The organism is Plantactinospora sp. DSM 117369, from assembly GCF_053764795.1.
The window spans coordinates 7066682-7084028 of record NZ_CM132446.1; the positions used below are offsets into that span (position 1 = coordinate 7066682).

General features: G+C 73.0%; 15 protein-coding genes and 1 riboswitch. All 15 genes read right to left on the reverse strand.

The genetic code is table 11. The features are described 5' to 3' along the window. Nucleotides 1-147 precede the first annotated feature (147 nt). Nucleotides 148-320: riboswitch (FMN riboswitch) on the reverse strand. An 81-nt stretch (nucleotides 321-401) separates the two neighbouring features. The 15 genes from ACSMXO_RS29750 to ACSMXO_RS29820 all read right to left on the reverse strand — a co-directional run bounded on the left by ACSMXO_RS29750 (nucleotide 402) and on the right by ACSMXO_RS29820 (nucleotide 17347). Next, nucleotides 402-1406 carry a GGDEF domain-containing response regulator gene (locus ACSMXO_RS29750; protein WP_455414726.1) on the reverse strand — a complete coding sequence of 335 codons (1005 nt, stop codon included), beginning with the start codon at nucleotides 1404-1406 and terminating at the stop codon, nucleotides 402-404. Further along, entirely contained in the window at nucleotides 1403-2083 is a 681-nt protein-coding gene (gene rpe / locus ACSMXO_RS29755) for a ribulose-phosphate 3-epimerase (RefSeq protein WP_455414727.1), read from the reverse strand. The genes ACSMXO_RS29750 and rpe overlap by 4 nt, the downstream gene beginning before the upstream one ends. Nucleotides 2084-2121: 38 nt before the next feature. Continuing rightward, nucleotides 2122-4245, reverse strand: a complete 2124-nt coding sequence (locus ACSMXO_RS29760) for a xanthine dehydrogenase family protein molybdopterin-binding subunit (protein ID WP_455414728.1) — start codon at nucleotides 4243-4245, stop codon at nucleotides 2122-2124. Nucleotides 4246-4371: 126 nt separating this feature from the next. After that, entirely contained in the window at nucleotides 4372-5985 is a 1614-nt protein-coding gene (locus ACSMXO_RS29765; protein WP_455414729.1) for an RsmB/NOP family class I SAM-dependent RNA methyltransferase, read from the reverse strand. Next, nucleotides 5982-6908, reverse strand: coding sequence for a methionyl-tRNA formyltransferase (fmt, locus tag ACSMXO_RS29770; RefSeq protein ID WP_455419335.1), 927 nt, complete (start codon nucleotides 6906-6908; stop codon nucleotides 5982-5984). Before fmt ends, ACSMXO_RS29765 begins: the two co-directional genes overlap by 4 nt. 8 nt (nucleotides 6909-6916) lie before the next feature. Next, complete coding sequence (def, locus tag ACSMXO_RS29775) at nucleotides 6917-7537, reverse strand: peptide deformylase (RefSeq protein WP_455414730.1); 621 nt, start codon at nucleotides 7535-7537, stop codon at nucleotides 6917-6919. A 190-nt stretch (nucleotides 7538-7727) separates the two neighbouring features. Then, nucleotides 7728-8711 (reverse strand): AAA family ATPase, encoded by a 984-nt coding sequence (locus ACSMXO_RS29780; RefSeq protein ID WP_346259675.1) that lies wholly within the window; start codon nucleotides 8709-8711, stop codon nucleotides 7728-7730. Between the two features lie 220 nt (nucleotides 8712-8931). Then, nucleotides 8932-11055, reverse strand: coding sequence for a primosomal protein N' family DNA-binding protein (locus tag ACSMXO_RS29785; protein ID WP_455414731.1), 2124 nt, complete (start codon nucleotides 11053-11055; stop codon nucleotides 8932-8934). A 59-nt stretch (nucleotides 11056-11114) separates the two neighbouring features. Next, nucleotides 11115-12308 (reverse strand): methionine adenosyltransferase, encoded by a 1194-nt coding sequence (gene metK / locus ACSMXO_RS29790; protein ID WP_107262802.1) that lies wholly within the window; start codon nucleotides 12306-12308, stop codon nucleotides 11115-11117. Nucleotides 12309-12400: 92 nt separating this feature from the next. Beyond that, complete coding sequence (coaBC, locus tag ACSMXO_RS29795) at nucleotides 12401-13606, reverse strand: bifunctional phosphopantothenoylcysteine decarboxylase/phosphopantothenate--cysteine ligase CoaBC (protein WP_455414732.1); 1206 nt, start codon at nucleotides 13604-13606, stop codon at nucleotides 12401-12403. Between the two features lie 19 nt (nucleotides 13607-13625). Then, nucleotides 13626-13889: a DNA-directed RNA polymerase subunit omega gene (gene rpoZ / locus ACSMXO_RS29800; protein ID WP_101366725.1), complete on the reverse strand. Its 264-nt coding sequence runs from the start codon at nucleotides 13887-13889 to the stop codon at nucleotides 13626-13628. A gap of 148 nt (nucleotides 13890-14037) precedes the next feature. After that, on the reverse strand, nucleotides 14038-14550 hold the full coding sequence (locus ACSMXO_RS29805; RefSeq protein WP_455414733.1) for a guanylate kinase: 513 nt from the start codon (nucleotides 14548-14550) through the stop codon (nucleotides 14038-14040). Nucleotides 14551-14576: 26 nt separating this feature from the next. Beyond that, nucleotides 14577-14894 (reverse strand): integration host factor, actinobacterial type, encoded by a 318-nt coding sequence (gene mihF, locus ACSMXO_RS29810; protein ID WP_101366727.1) that lies wholly within the window; start codon nucleotides 14892-14894, stop codon nucleotides 14577-14579. Between the two features lie 171 nt (nucleotides 14895-15065). Beyond that, complete coding sequence (pyrF, locus tag ACSMXO_RS29815) at nucleotides 15066-15908, reverse strand: orotidine-5'-phosphate decarboxylase (protein ID WP_455414734.1); 843 nt, start codon at nucleotides 15906-15908, stop codon at nucleotides 15066-15068. 164 nt (nucleotides 15909-16072) lie between these two features. Beyond that, the gene (locus tag ACSMXO_RS29820) at nucleotides 16073-17347 is read right to left on the reverse strand and encodes an adenosylmethionine--8-amino-7-oxononanoate transaminase (protein ID WP_455419336.1); all 1275 of its coding nucleotides are present in this window, start codon (nucleotides 17345-17347) and stop codon (nucleotides 16073-16075) included.

The window sequence follows — 17347 nt, forward strand, 5'->3', positions numbered from 1 at the left end:
CGCCCGTCGTCGTGGCGCGCAGGCGGGGTGTGGGAGGGCACCGGCCGATGGCCGGGCGTGCGGCGGCGGAGCGTGGGGACGGCAGGCGCCGACCCCGGGGGACCGCGGGTCGGCGCACACGCACCGGCCGGCGGACCCATCCGTCCCGCGCGCTGTCTCCCATCCGGACTGTCTGGGTGCGGAAACTGCCCGCCCCCAACCGTCGGCCCTGGATTCTCACCAGGTCCACCGGGCGGCCGAGGCCGACCGGGTCGCGGGCTTACCGGGCTTGCGCCCGGATCACCGCCGGTTCGGAATTACACCGAGTCCCGCCAGCGCGTGGTGGGTACGGATCGAGTCTTACACGGAACCGGGGCTGTCGGGCCAGTGAGGCGACCGACCTCACAGCGACGTGACCGTCGTCACTTCGCTCCGCGCCGCCGCTCCCCCGCGTCGGCTGCCGGTGCCCCCGGGGTACGCCGGCGGTCCATCGCCACGTACGACCCGGGCTGGCTCTTGGCCACCGACTTCATCTCGGAGGCGGCGGCGATCACCTCGAGCGGGTCGGTGAACCGGCGCTCGGGCACCGACAGCGACACCCCGATGGAGAGGGTGACCAGGTGGGCCCGCTGGATGTTGCCGCGCCGGTCCTTCAACTCGACGTAGCCGCGCTTGGCGTCCTCCGGGTCGTACAACTCGTCGGCGGTCTTCTCGAAGTCGACCACGGCCCGCTCGGTGAGCGGCCGGACCTGCTCGGGGGCGCAGACGATCACGAAGTCGTCGCCGCCGATGTGCCCGAGGAAGGCCGGCGGCAGCCCGACCGAGACCACCGCCCGATGCAGGCTGCGGGCCAGCGCGCTGATGAACTCGTCGCCGCGGACGAAGCCGTACCGGTCGTTGACGCTCTTGAACCGGTCGATGTCGACGTAGCCGACCGCGTAGTCGACGCCGCTGCGTACCCGGTCGCCGATCTCGCGGCGGACCCGGGTGTTGCCGGGCAGCCCGGTCAGCGGGGAGACCTCGCGGAACTCCTTGTTGCGACGCAGCGTGGAGCTGATCCGGGCGACGAGTTCGGCGGTGTCGAAGGGCTTGACCAGGTAGTCGTCGGCACCGGCGGTGAGGCCGTGCACCTTGTCCACGGTCAGCCCCTTGGCGGTGAGCATGATCACCGGCAGCGCCGAGGTCATCGGGTTGGCCCGCAGCCGGCGGGTCAGCTCCAGCCCGTCGATCCGGGGCATCCGCAGGTCGACCACTGCCAGGTCGGGCCGGCGCCGCTCGATGACCTCCAGCGCCTCCTGGCCGTCGCTGGCCTGCGCCACCTCGAAGCCGTGCAGCCGCAGGTTGAACGAGACGAACCGGACGATGTCCTCGTCGTCGTCGACCACCAGGATCAGGTCGGGCCGCTCCTCGGCCCCGTCGACGCTCACGACGACGGGACGGCGCGCTCGGCGAGCCGCCGGAGCTGGGTCACTGCCGCAGCCGGGTCCGCCGCGCCGTAGACGGCGGTGCCGGCGACGAAGGCGTCCGCGCCGGCCGCCGCCGCCTGCTCGATGGTGTCGGCCGCGATGCCGCCGTCCACCTCGATCCGCAGTTCGAGGTGGCCGGCGTCGGCGTGCCGGCGGGCGGTCCGGACCTTGTCGAGCAGCTCGGGGATGAACCGCTGCCCCCCGAAGCCCGCCTTGATAGTCATGATCAGCAATGTATCGAAGCTGGGCAACAGGTCAAGGTACGGTTCGATCGGAGTGTCCCGGTCGATCGCCAGCCCGGCCTTCGCCCCCGCCGAGCGGAGATCCTTGGCCAGCGAGACCGGGTTGTCACAGGCCTCGGCATGGAACGTCACGTTGTACGCCCCGGCGTCCGCGTAGCTCGGCGCCCAGCGCCGCGGATCCTCGATCATCAGGTGTACGTCGAACGGCAGCGTGCTCGCGGCCAGCAGACTCTGCACCACCGGCAGCCCGATGGTCAGGTTCGGCACGAAGTGGTTGTCCATCACATCGACGTGCAGCCAGTCCGCCGTGGGCTCCACCGCGTGCACCTCATCGGCGAGCCGGGCGAAGTCTGCGGCGAGGATGCTGGGCGCGACGATCGGCGCTGGTACGGTCACCGCGCCAGTGTACGAATGCCGGCCACCCCGCGCGCTCGTCACCCTCGGATCGCGGTGGCACCCGAGAAGAACCGGTCCGGGGTGATCGGCAGGTCACGGACGCGTACCCCGGTGGCGTGGTGCACGGCGTTGGCGATCGCCGCGGCGGTGCCGACGATGCCCAGCTCGCCGATGCCCTTCGAACCCATCGGGTTGACGTACGGGTCCTCCTCGACCAGCGTGTGCACCTCGACGCAGCCGACGTCGGCGTTGGTCGCGATGTGGTACTCGGCGAGGTCCTGGTTGACCACGTGACCGAACCGGGGATCGAGCACGCACTGCTCGTGCAGCGCCATCGACAGCCCCATCGTCATCCCGCCGAGCAGTTGGGAGCGGCCGGTCTTCGGGTTGATGATCCGGCCGGCGGCGAAGACCCCGAGCATCCGGGGCACCCGGACCTCGCCGGTCGCCTCGTGCACCCGGACCTCGGCGAACTGCGCGCCGAAGGCGTACATGGAGAAGCGCTCCCGCTCCGGGTTCGCCGGCATGTCGGCGCTGGCCTCGATGCCGTGCGCCGGCGGGTCGGCGTGTTCGGCGGCCATCCGGGCCCGGAGCCGGCGTGCGGCCTCGACCACCGTGCTGCCCCACGAGGTCATCCCGGACGAGCCGCCGGCGGACATCGCGGCCGGCAGGTCCGTGTCGCCGATCCGCAGCACGATCCGGTCGACCGGTACGGCCAGCGCGTCGGCCGCGATCTGGGTCAGCGAGGTCCAGGTGCCGGTGCCGAGGTCGGCGGCACCGATCGAGACGACGTACCGGCCGTCCGGCTCCACCCGGATCGTCGCCGAGGAGCCGGGTAGCTGGTAGACCGGGTACATCGAGGCGGCCACCCCGGTGCCGACCAGCCAGCCCCCGGCGGCCCGCCGGACGCCGGGAGTCGGGTCCCGGCCGGCCCAGCCGAACCGGCGGGCGCCGTCGCGCAGGCAGGCCACCAGGTTGCGGGTGGAGAACGGCCGCTCCAGTTCCGGATCGAGCGGCGGCTCGTTGGCGATCCGGAACTCGACCGGGTCCTGCCCGCAGGCGATCGCCATCTCGTCCATCGCCGACTCCAGCGCGTACATCCCCGGGGCCTTGCCGGGGGCGCGCATGATCGTCGGGACCGGCACGTCGAGCCGGACCATCCGGTGCGTCGTGCTGCGGTGCGGCGCCGCGTACATCACCCGGGTCGGCGTGACGGTCTGTTCGGCGAACTCCTTGTGCCGCGCGGTCTGCTGCACCACCTCGTGGCTGATCGCGACCAGCCGGCCGTCCCGCCCGGCACCGAGCCGGACCCGCTGGACCGTCGGGGTGCGGTAGCCGACCTGGGAGAACATCTGCTGCCGGGTGAGCGCCAGCTTCACCGGACGGCCGGGCACGGCGAACGCGGCCAGCACCGCGAGCACCACGTCCGGATGGGCGTGCAGCTTGCCGCCGAACGCGCCGCCGACGTGCGGCGAGACCGCCCGGATCCGCTCCAGGTCGAGCCCGAAGAGGGTGGCGAGCGAGTCGCGCAGCCGGTGCACACCCTGGCTGCCGACGTGCAGGGTGAGCCGGTCGTCGGCCCACTCCGCGATCGTCGAGTGCGGCTCCAACTGGGCGTGCTGGTACCAGGCGGTGGTGTAGGTGGCGTCCAGACGTACCGCCGCGTCGGCCAGCGCCGCCTCCGGGTCGCCGCGCACGCTGTCGGTGGCGAACCCGCCGTTCGTGACCTCCGGGGCGTACCGGTCGGGATGGTCGGCCCGCAGTTGGACGTCGTGCGGGCCTGCCTCGTAGTCGACCCGGATCATGCTGGTTGCCAGGCGGGCAATCTCCGAGGTCTCCGCCACCACCCCGGCGACGAACTGCCCCCGGTACGCCACCTCGGGCGTCTGTAGGATCACCAGCTCCGGGTCGTCGAACGAGGCGACCCGGGGCGCGTTCTCGTGCGTCAGCACGGCCAGCACGCCCGGCTTGGCCAATGCCACCTCGGTGTGCACGGCGGTGATCCGTCCCACCGCGACGGTGGCCTGCACACCGAACAGATAGACCGGCCGGTCGACGGGGTGCTCGAAGGCGTACCGGGCGGTGCCGGTGACCTTCGCCGGCCCGTCGAACCTGTCCAGCGGAGTGCCGATGGCCCGGACCGGCAGCGTCTTCCCGTCCACACCTGCAATGTATGTAAGGAATCGTCCCCGGCTACCCGCTTCGGTGGAAGTGGGTACAAATACCGGCCGGCGCCACCGCGCCCGCACCGGTGCTCGCCGACGACGTCGGCGAGTCGGTGCGGGTCCTCAGCCCCGGCGCAGTACCGCCAGGAACATCGCGTCGGTGCCGTGCCGGTGCGGCCAGAGCTGCACGGTCGGGCCGTCGCCGAGGCCGGGCATCCCGGCCGGCAGCAGCGGCCGGGCGTCGACGAAGTCGACCGGTACGCCGGAGCGCCGCGCCGCCTCGGTGACCGAGACGTGCGTCTCCACCACGTGCGGCGAGCAGGTCACGTACGCCACCACCCCGCCCGGGCGGACCGCCCGGAGCGCGGCGCCGAGCAGCTCCCGCTGCAGGCGGGTCAGCGCCGGCAGGTCGGAGGGCTGGCGGCGCCAGCGGGACTCCGGACGCCGCCGCAGCGAGCCGAGACCGGTGCAGGGCGCGTCGACGAGCACCCGGTCGAAGGAGTTCTCCGGCAGGTCCGGGTCGCGCCCGACGGTACGCCCGTCGGTGGTCAGCACGGTCACCGGCAACCCGCGTACGGCCTGGGACACCAGCCGGGCCCGGTGCTCGGCCACCTCGACCGCGGTCAGCCGGGCACCCCGCTGGGCGGCCAGCGCGCCGAGCAGGCCGGCCTTGCCACCCGGCCCGGCACAGAGGTCCAGCCACCGTTCGTCGGTGCCGTCGACCTCGGCGCCGGCGAGGGCGGCGGCCACCAGTTGGGAGCCCTCGTCCTGGACGTGCGCCCGGCCGTCGGCCAGCACCGCCATCTCGCCCGGAGCACCGCCGGGCAGATAGACGGCGTACGGCGAGAAGGCACCCGGCGCCCCGCCCACCTCGTCGGCGACCTCGACCGCGTCCGCCCGCCCCGGGCGGGCGCAGAGGTGCACCGGCGGCCGCTGGTTGTCCTCGATCAGCAGCCGGGCGGTCTCCCCCAGGTCTCCGCCGAGCGTCTCGGCGAAGGCCCGCACGATCCACTCCGGATGGCTGTAGGTGAGGGCCAGGTGCCCGACCGGGTCGGTCTCGGCCGACGGGGCCAGCTCGGCCAGCCAGGTGTCGAGGTCCTTGCCGGCGACCTCCCGGAGCACGGCGTTGGCGAACCCGGACGCCCCCGGGGCGACGGAGCGGACCAGGTCGACCGTGGAGGAGACGGCGGCGTGCGCCGGGACCCGGGTGTAGAGAAGCTGGTAGGCGCCGAGCCGCAGCGCGTCCCGGGGTTGCGGGTCGATCCGCGCGACGTCCCGGCCGGCGGCGGCGGTGAGGATCGCGTCCAGGGTGCCCCGGACCCGCAGCGTGCCGTAGGTCAGTTCGGTGGCGAAGGCCGCGTCCCGGCCGTGCAGCCGCCGGTCGCGCAGGATCCCCGGCAGGACCAGGTTCGCGTACGCGTCGTCCCGGTGCACCGCCTCGATCGCCTCGTACGCCGCCTGCCGGGGCAGGTCGACCGCTGGTCGCCCCGCTCGGGGCGACCGCCCGTCCCGGTCCCGCCGGTCGCCGCCCCGGCCACCCCGGTCGGCGCCGTCCCGCCCCCGGCCACCCCGGTCGGCGCCGCTCTGGCCGGTACGCCCCCGGTCGTCGCGTCGACGGTCGTCGCGGCGATGATCTTCGCGGCGACGGTCGGTGCCGCCGCCCGGCGCACGGTCGTCGCGGCCCCGGTCGGCTCCGGCCCGTGCGGTGCCGCCGACCTCTCCGGTACGTTCGCTCACCCGAACTGCTCCCCACCGGCGACCCGGACGCCCCGGGCCCAGTCCGGTGCCGGCATCGCACGCTTGCCGGCCGCCCGCACCTCGCCCAACGCCACTGGCGTGGTGGCGGTACCAGCCAGCACCCGGCCGCGCTCGACCAGCAGCTCGCCGGGCTTGAGCTCGGGTGCGTTGCCGACCGGCCGCACCGGGCCGAGCTTGACCCGGTCGCCGCGGAACTGGGTCCAGGCACCGGGCGCCGGGGTGGCGGCCCGGATCCGCCGGTCCACCGCGAAGGACGGCTCCGACCAGCGGACCTCACCGTCGGCGACGGTCAGCTTCGGCGCCAGCGAGACCCCGTCGGCGGGTTGCGGCACCGCCCGCGCGGTGCCCTGCCCGATCGCGTCGAGCACCGTGACCAGCAGCCCGGCGCCACTGTGGGCGAGGCGCTCCAGCAGGTCACCGGCGGTGTCGGCGGGCCGGATCTCCTCGGTCACGGTGCCGAAGACCGGGCCGGTGTCCAGCCCGGCCTCCAACTGGAAGACGCTGGCGCCGGTGACCTGGTCGCCGTGCAGCACCGCGTGCTGCACCGGCGCGGCACCCCGCCAGGCGGGCAGCAGCGAGAAGTGCAGGTTGACCCAGCCGTGTGCGGGGATCTCCAACGCCACCGGCGGCACCAGCGCACCGTAGGCGACCACCGGTACGCACTCCGGCGCGAGCTGGCGCAGCCGGTCGAGGAACTCCGGCTCGCGGGGCCTGGCCGGAGTCAGCACCTCGATGCCCCGCTCGTCGGCCCAGGCGCCGACCGGTGACCGGGACAGTCCCCGGCCCCGACCGGCCGGGGCGTCGGGCCGGGTCACCACGGCCAGCAGTTCGTGCCCGGAGGCGGCGATGGCGTCCAGGCTGGGCAGGGCGACGGCCGGCGTACCGGCGAAGATCAGGCGCACCGGCGGTGTCACCGACCCAGACCGAACGGGCTGGCGGAGCGGTCCAAGCCGCCCAGCCCCAGCCTGGCGCCGAGTCCCTGGCGCCGGTTGGCCGGCGGGTCGTGCGGGCTGACCTTGACCACCGGCGGGGCGTCCTGGTCGTACCAGTCCGCCTGCCGGATCGCCTTCATCGCCTCCTTGCGCGCCTCGGCGTCGAGCCGGTCGAGGAAGAGCACCCCGTCGAGGTGGTCGGTCTCGTGCTGCACGCACCGGGCCATCAGGCCGGTGCCGACGATCTGCACCGGGTCGCCGTACTCGTTGAAGCCCTTGGCGATCACGTTGAGCCGGCGCTTGGTGTCGAAGTAGAGCCCGGGGATGGAGAGGCAGCCCTCCGGACCGTCCTGCTCGTCGGAGTCGGGGAACTCCAGTACCGGGTTGACCAGGTGCCCGAGCACGTCGTCGACGTCGAAGGCGAACACCCGCAGGCCCACGCCGAGCTGCGGCGCGGCGAGGCCGGCACCGTTCTGCTCCCGCATCGTGTCGGTCAGGTCGGCAACCAGTTTGCGCAGCTCGGCGTCGAAGTCGACGACCGGTTCGGCCGGGGTGCGCAGCACCGGGTCCCCGAACAGACGGATGGGCTGGACGGTCACGCGGGACGGCTCCTTCACGGATGGGTTCGGTGGTGCCGTACCCCAGTCTACGGGCGCACCGGGGAGACGACCGGCGAGCCGTCCCGCGACGGTGCGCGCCGGGATCGGCGAGGGTCGGCCGTGACACCGGTCACCCCCCGGGCCGGACCGACCAGTGGGACGCGGTGGTGCGGAAGCCGTACGCGACAGGTCAGGGTTGGGTGCCCGGCTCGCCGGCCAGTACGGCGTCGGTCCGGTCGAGGATGTGCTCGGGGAGCGGAAGCTGCGTACCGTGCGCCGCGTCCCAGTCGTAGATCACGCTCAGCCCGACCTCGGCCCGGAAGTACTCGATCGCGCTGAGCCCGCCGACCACCTGCTCGTCGCACTCGGCGACGAGCTGCCCGGGCACCAGCTTGAAGCCGTTGCGTAGCGCCGCGCTGAGCCGCCGGTGCCCGTCGACCACGAAGAACTTCTCGCCGGTGTAGCCGATTCGCAACGGCTCCAGGGCCTCCTCGCCGGCCTGCCCGATCTGTGCGACGAAGTCCGACTCCCAGAGGCCGCGCAGTCCCTGGATCTCCTGGGTGGGATAGATCCGGGCCGGGTCGAGCAGCAGCAGCGGCGGGGAGTCGCGCAGGATCTGCTGGCCGAAGGAGCCCTCGTAGGCGGCGATGACGTGCTCGACCACCTCGTCGGCGGACGCCTTGGTGCTGTCGCAGATCAGGTCGTAGTTGCGCAGCTTCGCCTTGTCCACGCCATACCGGACGAGGAAGCGGTTGCGCTCGCTCTCGCTGCGCTCGTGCAGCTTGGCCCGGGCCTCCTCGATGGAGGTGTAGCTCTCCGCCGGGCCGGACGGCCGGGCGAGCACCCGGCGGGCCGCCTCGGTCGGCTCGGTGATCATATGGATCTTGAGCGCGTCCTTGAAGAAGTGCCAGGCGAGCCGGCTGTCGACGATCAACTGCTCGCCGGAGTCCGCGATGTCCTGCTGGAGCTGGTCGACGTAGCCGTCGACCGCCTGGTCCAGCTCGGCGTGCAGGTTGAGCTGGAGCGCGGTCATCTGCCGCTGCTGGGCCATCTCCCGATAGAGGTCGCCCACGCTGACCCGGCGCAGACCGAGCCGCTTGGCCAGCTCGATGGAGACGGTGCTCTTGCCGCTGCCAAGGTCACCGTTCAGGACGATCGACTGACGACCGGTCACGACCTACCCACCCCTGATCCCAGATTGTTCAAGATCAATAGTTTGAACGCCGAACCGGCGCGATCACTCTCCGTCACGCCTCCCGCGTGGAGCATGAGGGGCGATGGTATCACCCGGATCCCCGACCACAGGTCGGACTCTGCGTGCGTCCGCCTTCGGATACCCACTGCGGACGGTAGCCGAAACAACCCTCCGTGTCGGGTTCTCGGTCGGTACCCGGTCAGAAGATGTCCTGCGGATCGACCTGGATCCGCACCGGCTGGCCGGCCTTGCGGGCCGTCCGGAGCGCAGCCGCCTCGTGCAGGGCGGCGGCCAGCGCCGCGGCCCGGGACCGGGGCACCCGGACCAGCATCCGCTCCTGCCCGTCCGGGGCCGGCACCGGACCGAGCACCTCGGCGGCCGGCGGCAGCCGGGCCTCGTCGAGCAGCTCCGCCACCGCCGCCGCCACCCCGGTCAGGCTGGCCATCCGGGCGGCCGGCGGAAAGCCCAACTCGCGCCGCTCGGCCAGTTCCCGGCCGGCGAACCAACCCGGATCCCAGCGCAACAGCGCCTGCACCGGCGCCAGCGAACCGTCCGCGACCACCACCACCCGGCCACCGGCCGGACCGGGCCGGGCCAACGCCGCCGCCGCCAGCCAGCGGCGCAGCGCCTCCTCGCCGGCCCGCAGGTCGGCCCGGGTCAGCAGCGCCCAGGAATCCAGCAGCAGCACCGCGCCGTAACCGCCCTCGGCAACCGGCTCGGCGCCGGGTGTCGCGATCACCAGGCCCGCCTCGCCGGGCACCGAGCGCAGCACCTCCTCCCGCCCCGAGGTCCGCACCGGCACCCCGGGAAACGCCCGGCCAAGCTCCTCGGCGGTACGCCGGGCACCCACCACCGCCGCCCGGAGCCGCCGTCCGGCGCACTGCGGGCAGGCGTACCCGGCGGCCACCCGGGCGCACCACCGGCAGGTGGGAGTGCCGCTGGCCGAGCGCAGGGCGAGCGGACCGGAGCAGTGCGGGCACCGGGCCGGCGCCCGGCACTCGGCGCAGGCCACCGCCGGCAGGTAGCCCCGCCGGGGCACCTGGACCAGCACCGGCGCGTCGGACTTCAGCGCCGCCCGGGCCGCGTCCCAGGCCAGGCTCGGCAGCCGGGCCGAGGCCGCGGCGGGATCGCGGGCCAACTGCGGGTCGTCGCCGGTCGGCGTGATCCTCGGGGTACGCGCCCGCAGCGTCGACCGGTCGGCCACGATCTCCTTCGCCCAGCCCGTCTCGACCAGCAGCCGCGACTCGGCGGTACGGGCGTACCCGCCGACCAGCACCGCGGCGTCACCGAGCTGCGCCCGGGTGAGCAGCACCTCCCGGGCGTGCGGGTACGGCGCCCGGGGCTCGGCGTGCAGGTCGTCCCCGTCGTCCCAGATCGCCACCAGCCCGAGGTCGACGACCGGGGCGAACATCGCGGCCCGGGTACCGATCACCACCGGCACCCGGCCCCGGGAGGCGGCCAGGAACGCCCGGTACCGCCGGGCCGGCCCGAGGGCCGCGGAGAGCGCCACGTGCCGCCCGGTACCGAGCAGCCCGGTCAGCGCGGCGTCGAGCCGTTCCAGGTCCCGGGCGTCGGCCACCACCGCCACCACGCCGCGCCCACTGCGTACGGTCGCCGCCGCCGCCTCCGCGAACCGGCTCGGCCAGTCCTCGCCGGGTAGCGCCGACCAGACCGCCCGGGGTGTCCGACCGTCGGCCAGGGCCCGCAGGAATCCCGGTCCGGCCGGATAGCTCCGCCAGCCCGCGTCGACGGATCCGGTGCCGCCCGCGACCGATTCGGCCCCGGCCGTGCCCTCCACCGACGCCGGCCCGGCGGCGCTCACCGGCGACTCCGACTCGGCCGCACCCTCCACGGACGCCGGCCCGGCGGCACTCTCCGGCGGCCCGGCGGCACTCACCGGCGACTCCGATCCGGCCGCACCCTCCACGGACGCCGGCCCGGCCGAGCCCTGCGGAGCTGCCGCCTCGGCTCCGGCGTGGGTGCCGGCCGCTGGGGGCGGGGCGGCTTCCCGCTCGACCCGGGCGTGCCGGGGCGGGACGGCCAGCCGCAGCACGTCGGCAAGGTTGCCGGCGTACCGGTCGGCGACCGCCCGGGCCAGCCGGGCGATCTCCGGGGTGAGTACCGGCTCGGGCGAGACCAGCCGCTCCAGGTAGCTCAGCCGGCCGTCGTGTGCGGACAGTTCGGCTCGGTCCAACAGCCAGCCGTCGACCAACTGGCCGGCGAAACGCACCCGGACCCGGGTACCCGGCCGCGCCTGGTCGGCCAGTTCGGCCGGGACCAGGTAGTCGAAAGGCCGGTCCAGGTGGGCCAGCGGCACGTCCACGCAGACGCGAGCGACCGGCAGCCCAGGCGCGGGCTGCCGGTCGCTGCGCTTGCTGGTGGTCAGGCTCCCGCGGCCGACTTGAGGTCGGCGGCGCGGTCCGTGTTCTCCCAGGTCAGGTCGGGCAGCTCACGGCCGAAGTGGCCGTAGGCGGCGGTCTGCCGGTAGATCGGGCGGAGCAGGTGCAGGTCCCGGATGATCGCCGCCGGACGGAGGTCGAAGACCTCGCCCACCGCACGCTCGATCCGGTCCACCGGCACGTTCTCGGTGCCGAAGGTCTCGATGAAGAGGCTCACCGGGTGCGCCTTGCCGATCGCGTACGCGACCTGGACCTCGCAGCGCTCGGCCAGCCCCGCGGCCACCACGTTCTTCGCCACCCAGCGGGTCGCGTACGCGGCCGAACGGTCGACCTTGGACGGGTCCTTGCCGGAGAACGCCCCACCGCCGTGCCGGGCGTACCCGCCGTAGGTGTCCACGATGATCTTGCGGCCGGTCAGCCCGGCGTCGCCCATCGGGCCGCCGATCTCGAACCGGCCGGTCGGGTTCACCAGCAGCCGGTAACCGTCGATGTCGAGGCCCAGCTCCTCCAGCTCCGGCGCGATGACGTGCTCGCGGATGTCCGGGGTGAGCAGCGACTCCAGCGAGATGTCGGCGGCGTGCTGCGACGACACCACGACGGTGTCGAGCCGGACCGGGCGCAGCCCGTCGTATTCGATCGTCACCTGGGTCTTGCCGTCCGGCCGCAGGTAGGGAATGGTGCCGTCCTTGCGGGTGGCGGAGAGCCGGCGGGCCAGCCGGTGCGCCAGGGCGATCGGCAGCGGCATCAGCTCGGGCGTCTCGGAGCAGGCGAAACCGAACATCATGCCCTGGTCACCGGCGCCCTGGGCGTCCAGTGCGCTCTCCGACGAGCCGGAGCGCAGCTCGATGGCGCTGTCCACACCCTGCGCGATGTCCGGCGACTGCGAACCGATCGACACGCTGACGCCGCACGAGGCGCCGTCGAAGCCCTTCTTCGACGAGTCGTAGCCGATGCCGAGGATCGTCTCCCGGACGATCGCCGGAATGTCGGCGTACGCCTTCGTGGTCACCTCGCCCGCGACGTGCACCTGGCCGGTCGTGATGAGAGTTTCGACCGCGACCCGGCTACGCGGGTCCTGGTCCAGCAGCGCGTCGAGGATGCCGTCGCTGATCTGGTCAGCGATCTTGTCGGGGTGGCCTTCCGTGACCGACTCCGAGGTGAACAAGCGACGTACCACGGTGCTCCTAAAGATCTCGAATTCAGCTGACGCGGCAGTGTAGTCACGGCCGCCTGGTCCCCAGACCCGTGCCTGGTAAGCGTGCTACCCGGTCATGACAGGTCGGTTAAGCGCGTTACTACCAGATCCCAGACGCCGTCGGCGAGATCTTCCTTGGATTGCTCCGGAAACGCTGTCGCCGAACCGTCAGCACCGAGCACGACGGCGGTATTGCGGTCGGCACCGAAAACCTTGTCCGGCCCGACCTCGTTGACCACGATCAGGTCGGCGCGCTTGCGGGTCAGCTTGGCCCGGGCGTTCGCCTCGGCGTCGCTGGTCTCGGCGGCGAAGGCGACCAGCACCTGGCCCGGCCGGCGCCGCTCGCCCAGCTCGGCGGCGATGTCGGGGTTGGCCACCAGCTCGACGGTGAGCGTGCCGCCCCGGTCCGCCTTCTTGATTTTGTCGGCGGCGTAGGTCGCCGGCCGGAAGTCCGCCGGCGCCGCCGCCATCACCACCGCGTCGGCCGTCTCGGCCGCCTCCAGGGTGGCCTTGCGCAGTTCCTCGGTGGTCGAGACCCGGACCACGTCCGCCCCGGCCGGGTCCGGCAGCGAGACGTTCGCGGCGACCACCGTGACCTGCGCACCCCGGGCCACCGCCGTCCGGGCGAAGGCGTAGCCCTGCTTGCCCGACGACCGGTTGCCGAGGAACCGCACCGGGTCCAGCGGTTCCCGGGTGCCGCCGGCGGTGACCACCACCCGGCGGCCGACCAGGTCCCGGGGCTCGGCGACGCCGCGGGCGAGCACCCGGCGGGCCACCGCGAAGATCTCGGCCGGGTCAGGCAGCCGGCCCTTGCCGGTGTCGACGCCGGTCAGCCGGCCGCTCGCCGGCTCGATCACCAGGACGCCGCGGCGGCGCAGCGTCGCGACGTTCTCCACCGTTGCCGGGTGCTCCCACATCTCGGTGTGCATCGCCGGGGCGAGCACCACCGGGCAGCGGGCGGTCAGCAGTGTGTTGGTGAGCAGGTCGTCGGCGAGACCGTGCGCGGCCTTGGCCAGCAGGTCGGCCGTTGCCGGGGCGACGACCACCAGGTCGGCGGCCTGCCCTAGGCGGACGTGCGGCACCTCGTGCACGTCGGCCCAGACATCGTCGGCGACCGGCTGGCCGCTCAACGCCGCCCAGGTCGGCGCGCCGACGAAGCGCAGCGCGGAGGCGGTCGGCACGACCCGGACCCGGTGCCCCGACTCGGTGAAGAGCCGGAGCAACTCGCAGGTCTTGTAGGCGGCGATGCCACCGCCCACCCCGAGTACGACCGCGGTCATCGCCGACGCCCGGACGACCCTACGGCTGGTCGGTCGGCTCGGCGGTGAGCAGACCGGCGTTGATCTCCCGCATCGCGATCGAGAGCGGCTTCTCCTGCGGGGTGGTCTCCACCAGCGGGCCAACGTACTCCAGCAGGCCCTCGCCGAGCTGGCTGTAGTAGGCGTTCACCTGGCGAGCGCGCTTGGCGGCGAAGATCACCAGAGCGTACTTCGAGGTGGTCTTCTCAAGCAGCTCGTCGATCGGCGGGTTGGTGATGCCTTCGGGACTGGCGATGGATCCCACGGAGATAAACCTCGGTGTCTTCTCGACCGCCGGGCGCGGCGGTCAGGTCGGAGTTGGCTCAGGTCTGTGCCCGACTCGAATCCGCGTCGACCACGTCGGCGGCGCTCGCCGTGGGGTCCCCGCGTGGGTTGCCCGCGTCGGCGTTGCCTCAGGTCGGCGTCAGAAAGGACGAACCGAGCAAGCTTACCAGTTCATCCGCGGCGCGCCCGAGCACATCGTTCACGACCGTTGCGTCGAATTCGCGACCCGCCGCGCGGGCGTGGTCCCAGGTCGGGGCCAGGTAGACCAGCCGGGCCTGCGGCATCGCCGCCCGCACCTGCCGGGCGCCCCGGAGGTCGATCGGGAGCAGCACCGGTTGGCCGGCCGACAACCGGATCCGCACCGGCTCGCCCGGCGTGCCGTACCGGTGGACGCCAATTTCCGACCACTCCAGCAACTGTCCGTCGTCGAGTAGTCGGCCGAATTCGGCCCGGTCGACGAAGCGATAGTGCACTCCGTCGATCTCGTAGCGCCGACGGGGCCGGGTGGTCACCGGGACCGGAAGCCACAACTGGCGCGATCGGGCCCGGACGAGTTCTGTCACGCTGTCCTTGCCGGCCCCGGAGGGACCGGCAAGGACCGTGAGACGAGCCGCTGGGCGGACATCGTCATGCGTACCCACTGCTTGTTTCTACACGGCGAGTGGAACTAGTTCGCCGAGAATTCTCCAAGCAGTGCCTTGCGCTGCTGCTCGCCGAGGCCACGGAGGCGACGACTGTCGGCGATCTTGAGCTTCTCCATGATCTGGGTGGCCCGGATCTTGCCGATTCCCGGCATGGCCTGAAGTACGGCCGATACCTTCAGCTTGCCGACCACGTCGTCCGACTCCGCACGGTCGAGGACGGCGGCGAGGTTGGTCTTGCCCTGCTTGAGCTCTTCCTTGAGCTTCGCCCGGGCCTTGCGGATCTCCGCGGCCTTCTCCAGCGCGGCTGCGCGCTGTTCGGGGCTCAGTTGGGGGAGCGGCACCAGTTCTCCTCAGGTCCCTATCGCGACGGGCGGGACGCGCCGTCGCATCTGTGAAACGTGGTGTGCCTGGCAACCAAAGGGGTATGTGGTTCCCAGCGCCGGGAAAACTAGCGGCCAACGGAGGTTTCGGCAACGTGGGCACGCCATGATCATGTCAGCGTAACCATGAGATCACTGACCGGCAGCGGTCAGCGCGGCCCGACAATCGGCCAGCGCCCGGTCCGCCGCCGCGCGCAACGCGGCGGGATCGGGGCCCGCGCCGAGCACCTCCCGGGAGTACGACGGAAGCACTCTGGACAGCTCGCCACCGAAGACCGTACGCAGGTCGTCGGCGCGTCCACCCTGCGCGCCGAGGCCCGGCGCGAGCAGTGGACCGCCCACCCCGGAGAGGTCGTGCCCGGTCTCGCCGATGGTGGCGCCGACCACCAACCCGAAGCTGCCGAGCGGCTCCGCACCCGCGTTGAGCTGCGAAATCTCTTCAATGATCGTTTGCGCGACGGTGCGCCCGTCGGCGCCGACGGCGCGCTGGACGCTGGCGCCCTCGGGGTTGGAGGTGAGCGCCAGCACGAAGACGCCGCCGCCGTGCTTGCGCGCCGTGTCGAACATCGGGGCGAGCGAGCCGACCCCCAGGAAGGGGCTCGCGGTGACCGCGTCGACATACATCGGGCTGGATGGATCCAGGTACGCGTCGGCGTACGCGGCGACCGTGGAGCCGATGTCGCCGCGCTTGACGTCAAGCAGAACGAGCGCGCCCGCGCCCCGCAACTGTCGGATAATTGACTCAAGTACGCCGACCCCGCGCGACCCGAACCGCTCGAAAAATGCCGACTGCGGCTTGACGACCGCGACCCGGTCGCCGAGCGCCTCGACCACCGTCTCGCTGAACCGGGCGACCCCGTCGACGTCGTCGGTCAGGCCCCACCGGGTCAGCAGCGCGGGATGGGGGTCGATGCCGACGCAGAGCGGTCCGCGCTCCGCCATCGCCCGGTGCAGCCGACTGCCAAAGGTCTCCATTCGCCTCTCCTCTCCGCCGGCGCCATGACCTTCTGCCATGTCGCCGCGACTAACCGTCACATCTCCGGTCGGCCGTGCCCGCCCGGCCGGGGTACCGCGGCGGCGGGCTGCACCGCACCGGGGGCCTCGGCACGTCCGGTCGGCCGGTCCCGGTGGCCGCGCGGTCAGCCGGCCTCGGCGGCCGCGCCGATCGCCGTACAGATCCGGGCGAGGTCGTCGTCCCCGCTGACGTACGGCGGCATCGTGTAGATCAGGTCCCGGAACGGGCGCAGCCAGACCCCGTACGCCGCCGCGGCCTCGGTCGCCGCCGCCATCTTCACGTCGTGGTCGAGCTGCACCACGCCGATCGCGCCCAGCACCCGGACGTCGGCCACCCCGGCGGCGCCCCGTAACGGCGCCAGACCGGCCGAGAGCCCGGCGGAGATCCTGGCTACGTCCGCCGCCCAGTTTCCGGCCTCCAGCAGCCCGATGGAGGCGTTTGCGACCGCACAGGCAAGCGGGTTCCCCATGAAGGTGGGGCCGTGCGCCAGCACCCCGGTGGCGGAGATCCCCTCGGCGACCTCGGGGGTGCAGAGCGTGGCGGCCAGGCTCAGGTAGCCGCCGGTGAGCGCCTTGCCCAGACACATCACGTCCGGGGTCACCGACGCGTGCTCGGCCGCGAAGAGCGCGCCAGTCCGGCCGAAGCCGGTGGCGATCTCGTCGAAGATCAGCACGATGTCGTGCTCGGTGCAGAGTTCGCGGAGCAGCCGCAGGTAGTGCGGATTGTGGAAACGCATCCCACCGGCGCCCTGCACCACCGGTTCGACGATCACCGCGGCGAGTTCGCCGGCATGCCGGTGCAGCGCGTCGGCGAGCGCGGCCGCGTACCCGGGGTCGACCGGGGCGGCGAAGCCGGGTGGTGGCAGGTCGGCGAAGACCTGCCGGGGCAGTACGCCGGTCCAGAGCGAGTGCATCCCGCCGACCGGGTCGCAGACGCTCATCGGATGGAAGGTGTCGCCGTGGTAGCCGCCCCGCCAGGTGGCCAGCCGGTGCCGCTGGGGGCGCCCCCGGCCGCGCTGGTACTGCACCGCCATCTTGACCGCCACCTCGACGGAGACCGAGCCGGAGTCGCAGAGAAAGACGTGTTCCAGCCCGGGTGGGGTGATCTCCACCAAGGTGCTCGCCAGCCGGACGGCGGGTTCGTGGGTGAGGCCGCCGAACATCACGTGGCTCATCCGGCCGAGCTGCTCGGTGACGGCGGCGTCCAGCACCGGATGCCGGTACCCGTGGATCGCCGCCCACCACGACGACATGCCGTCGACGAGTTCCCGGCCGTCGGCCAGGCGCAGCCGGACCCCCTCGGCGCTTTCCACCACGGCGGGGTCGGTGCTGGCCGGCATCGGGGCGTACGGGTGCCAGACGTGCGCCCGGTCGGCCGCGACGATCTCCTCCGGAGTCAC

Excerpts from the sequence above, each read along its gene's own strand:
- coaBC (WP_455414732.1), bottom strand. The coding sequence starts at position 13,606 with ATGACCGCGGTCGTACTCGGGGTGGGCGGTGGCATCGCCGCCTACAAG.
- pyrF (WP_455414734.1), bottom strand. The coding sequence starts at position 15,908 with ATGGAGACCTTTGGCAGTCGGCTGCACCGGGCGATGGCGGAGCGCGGA.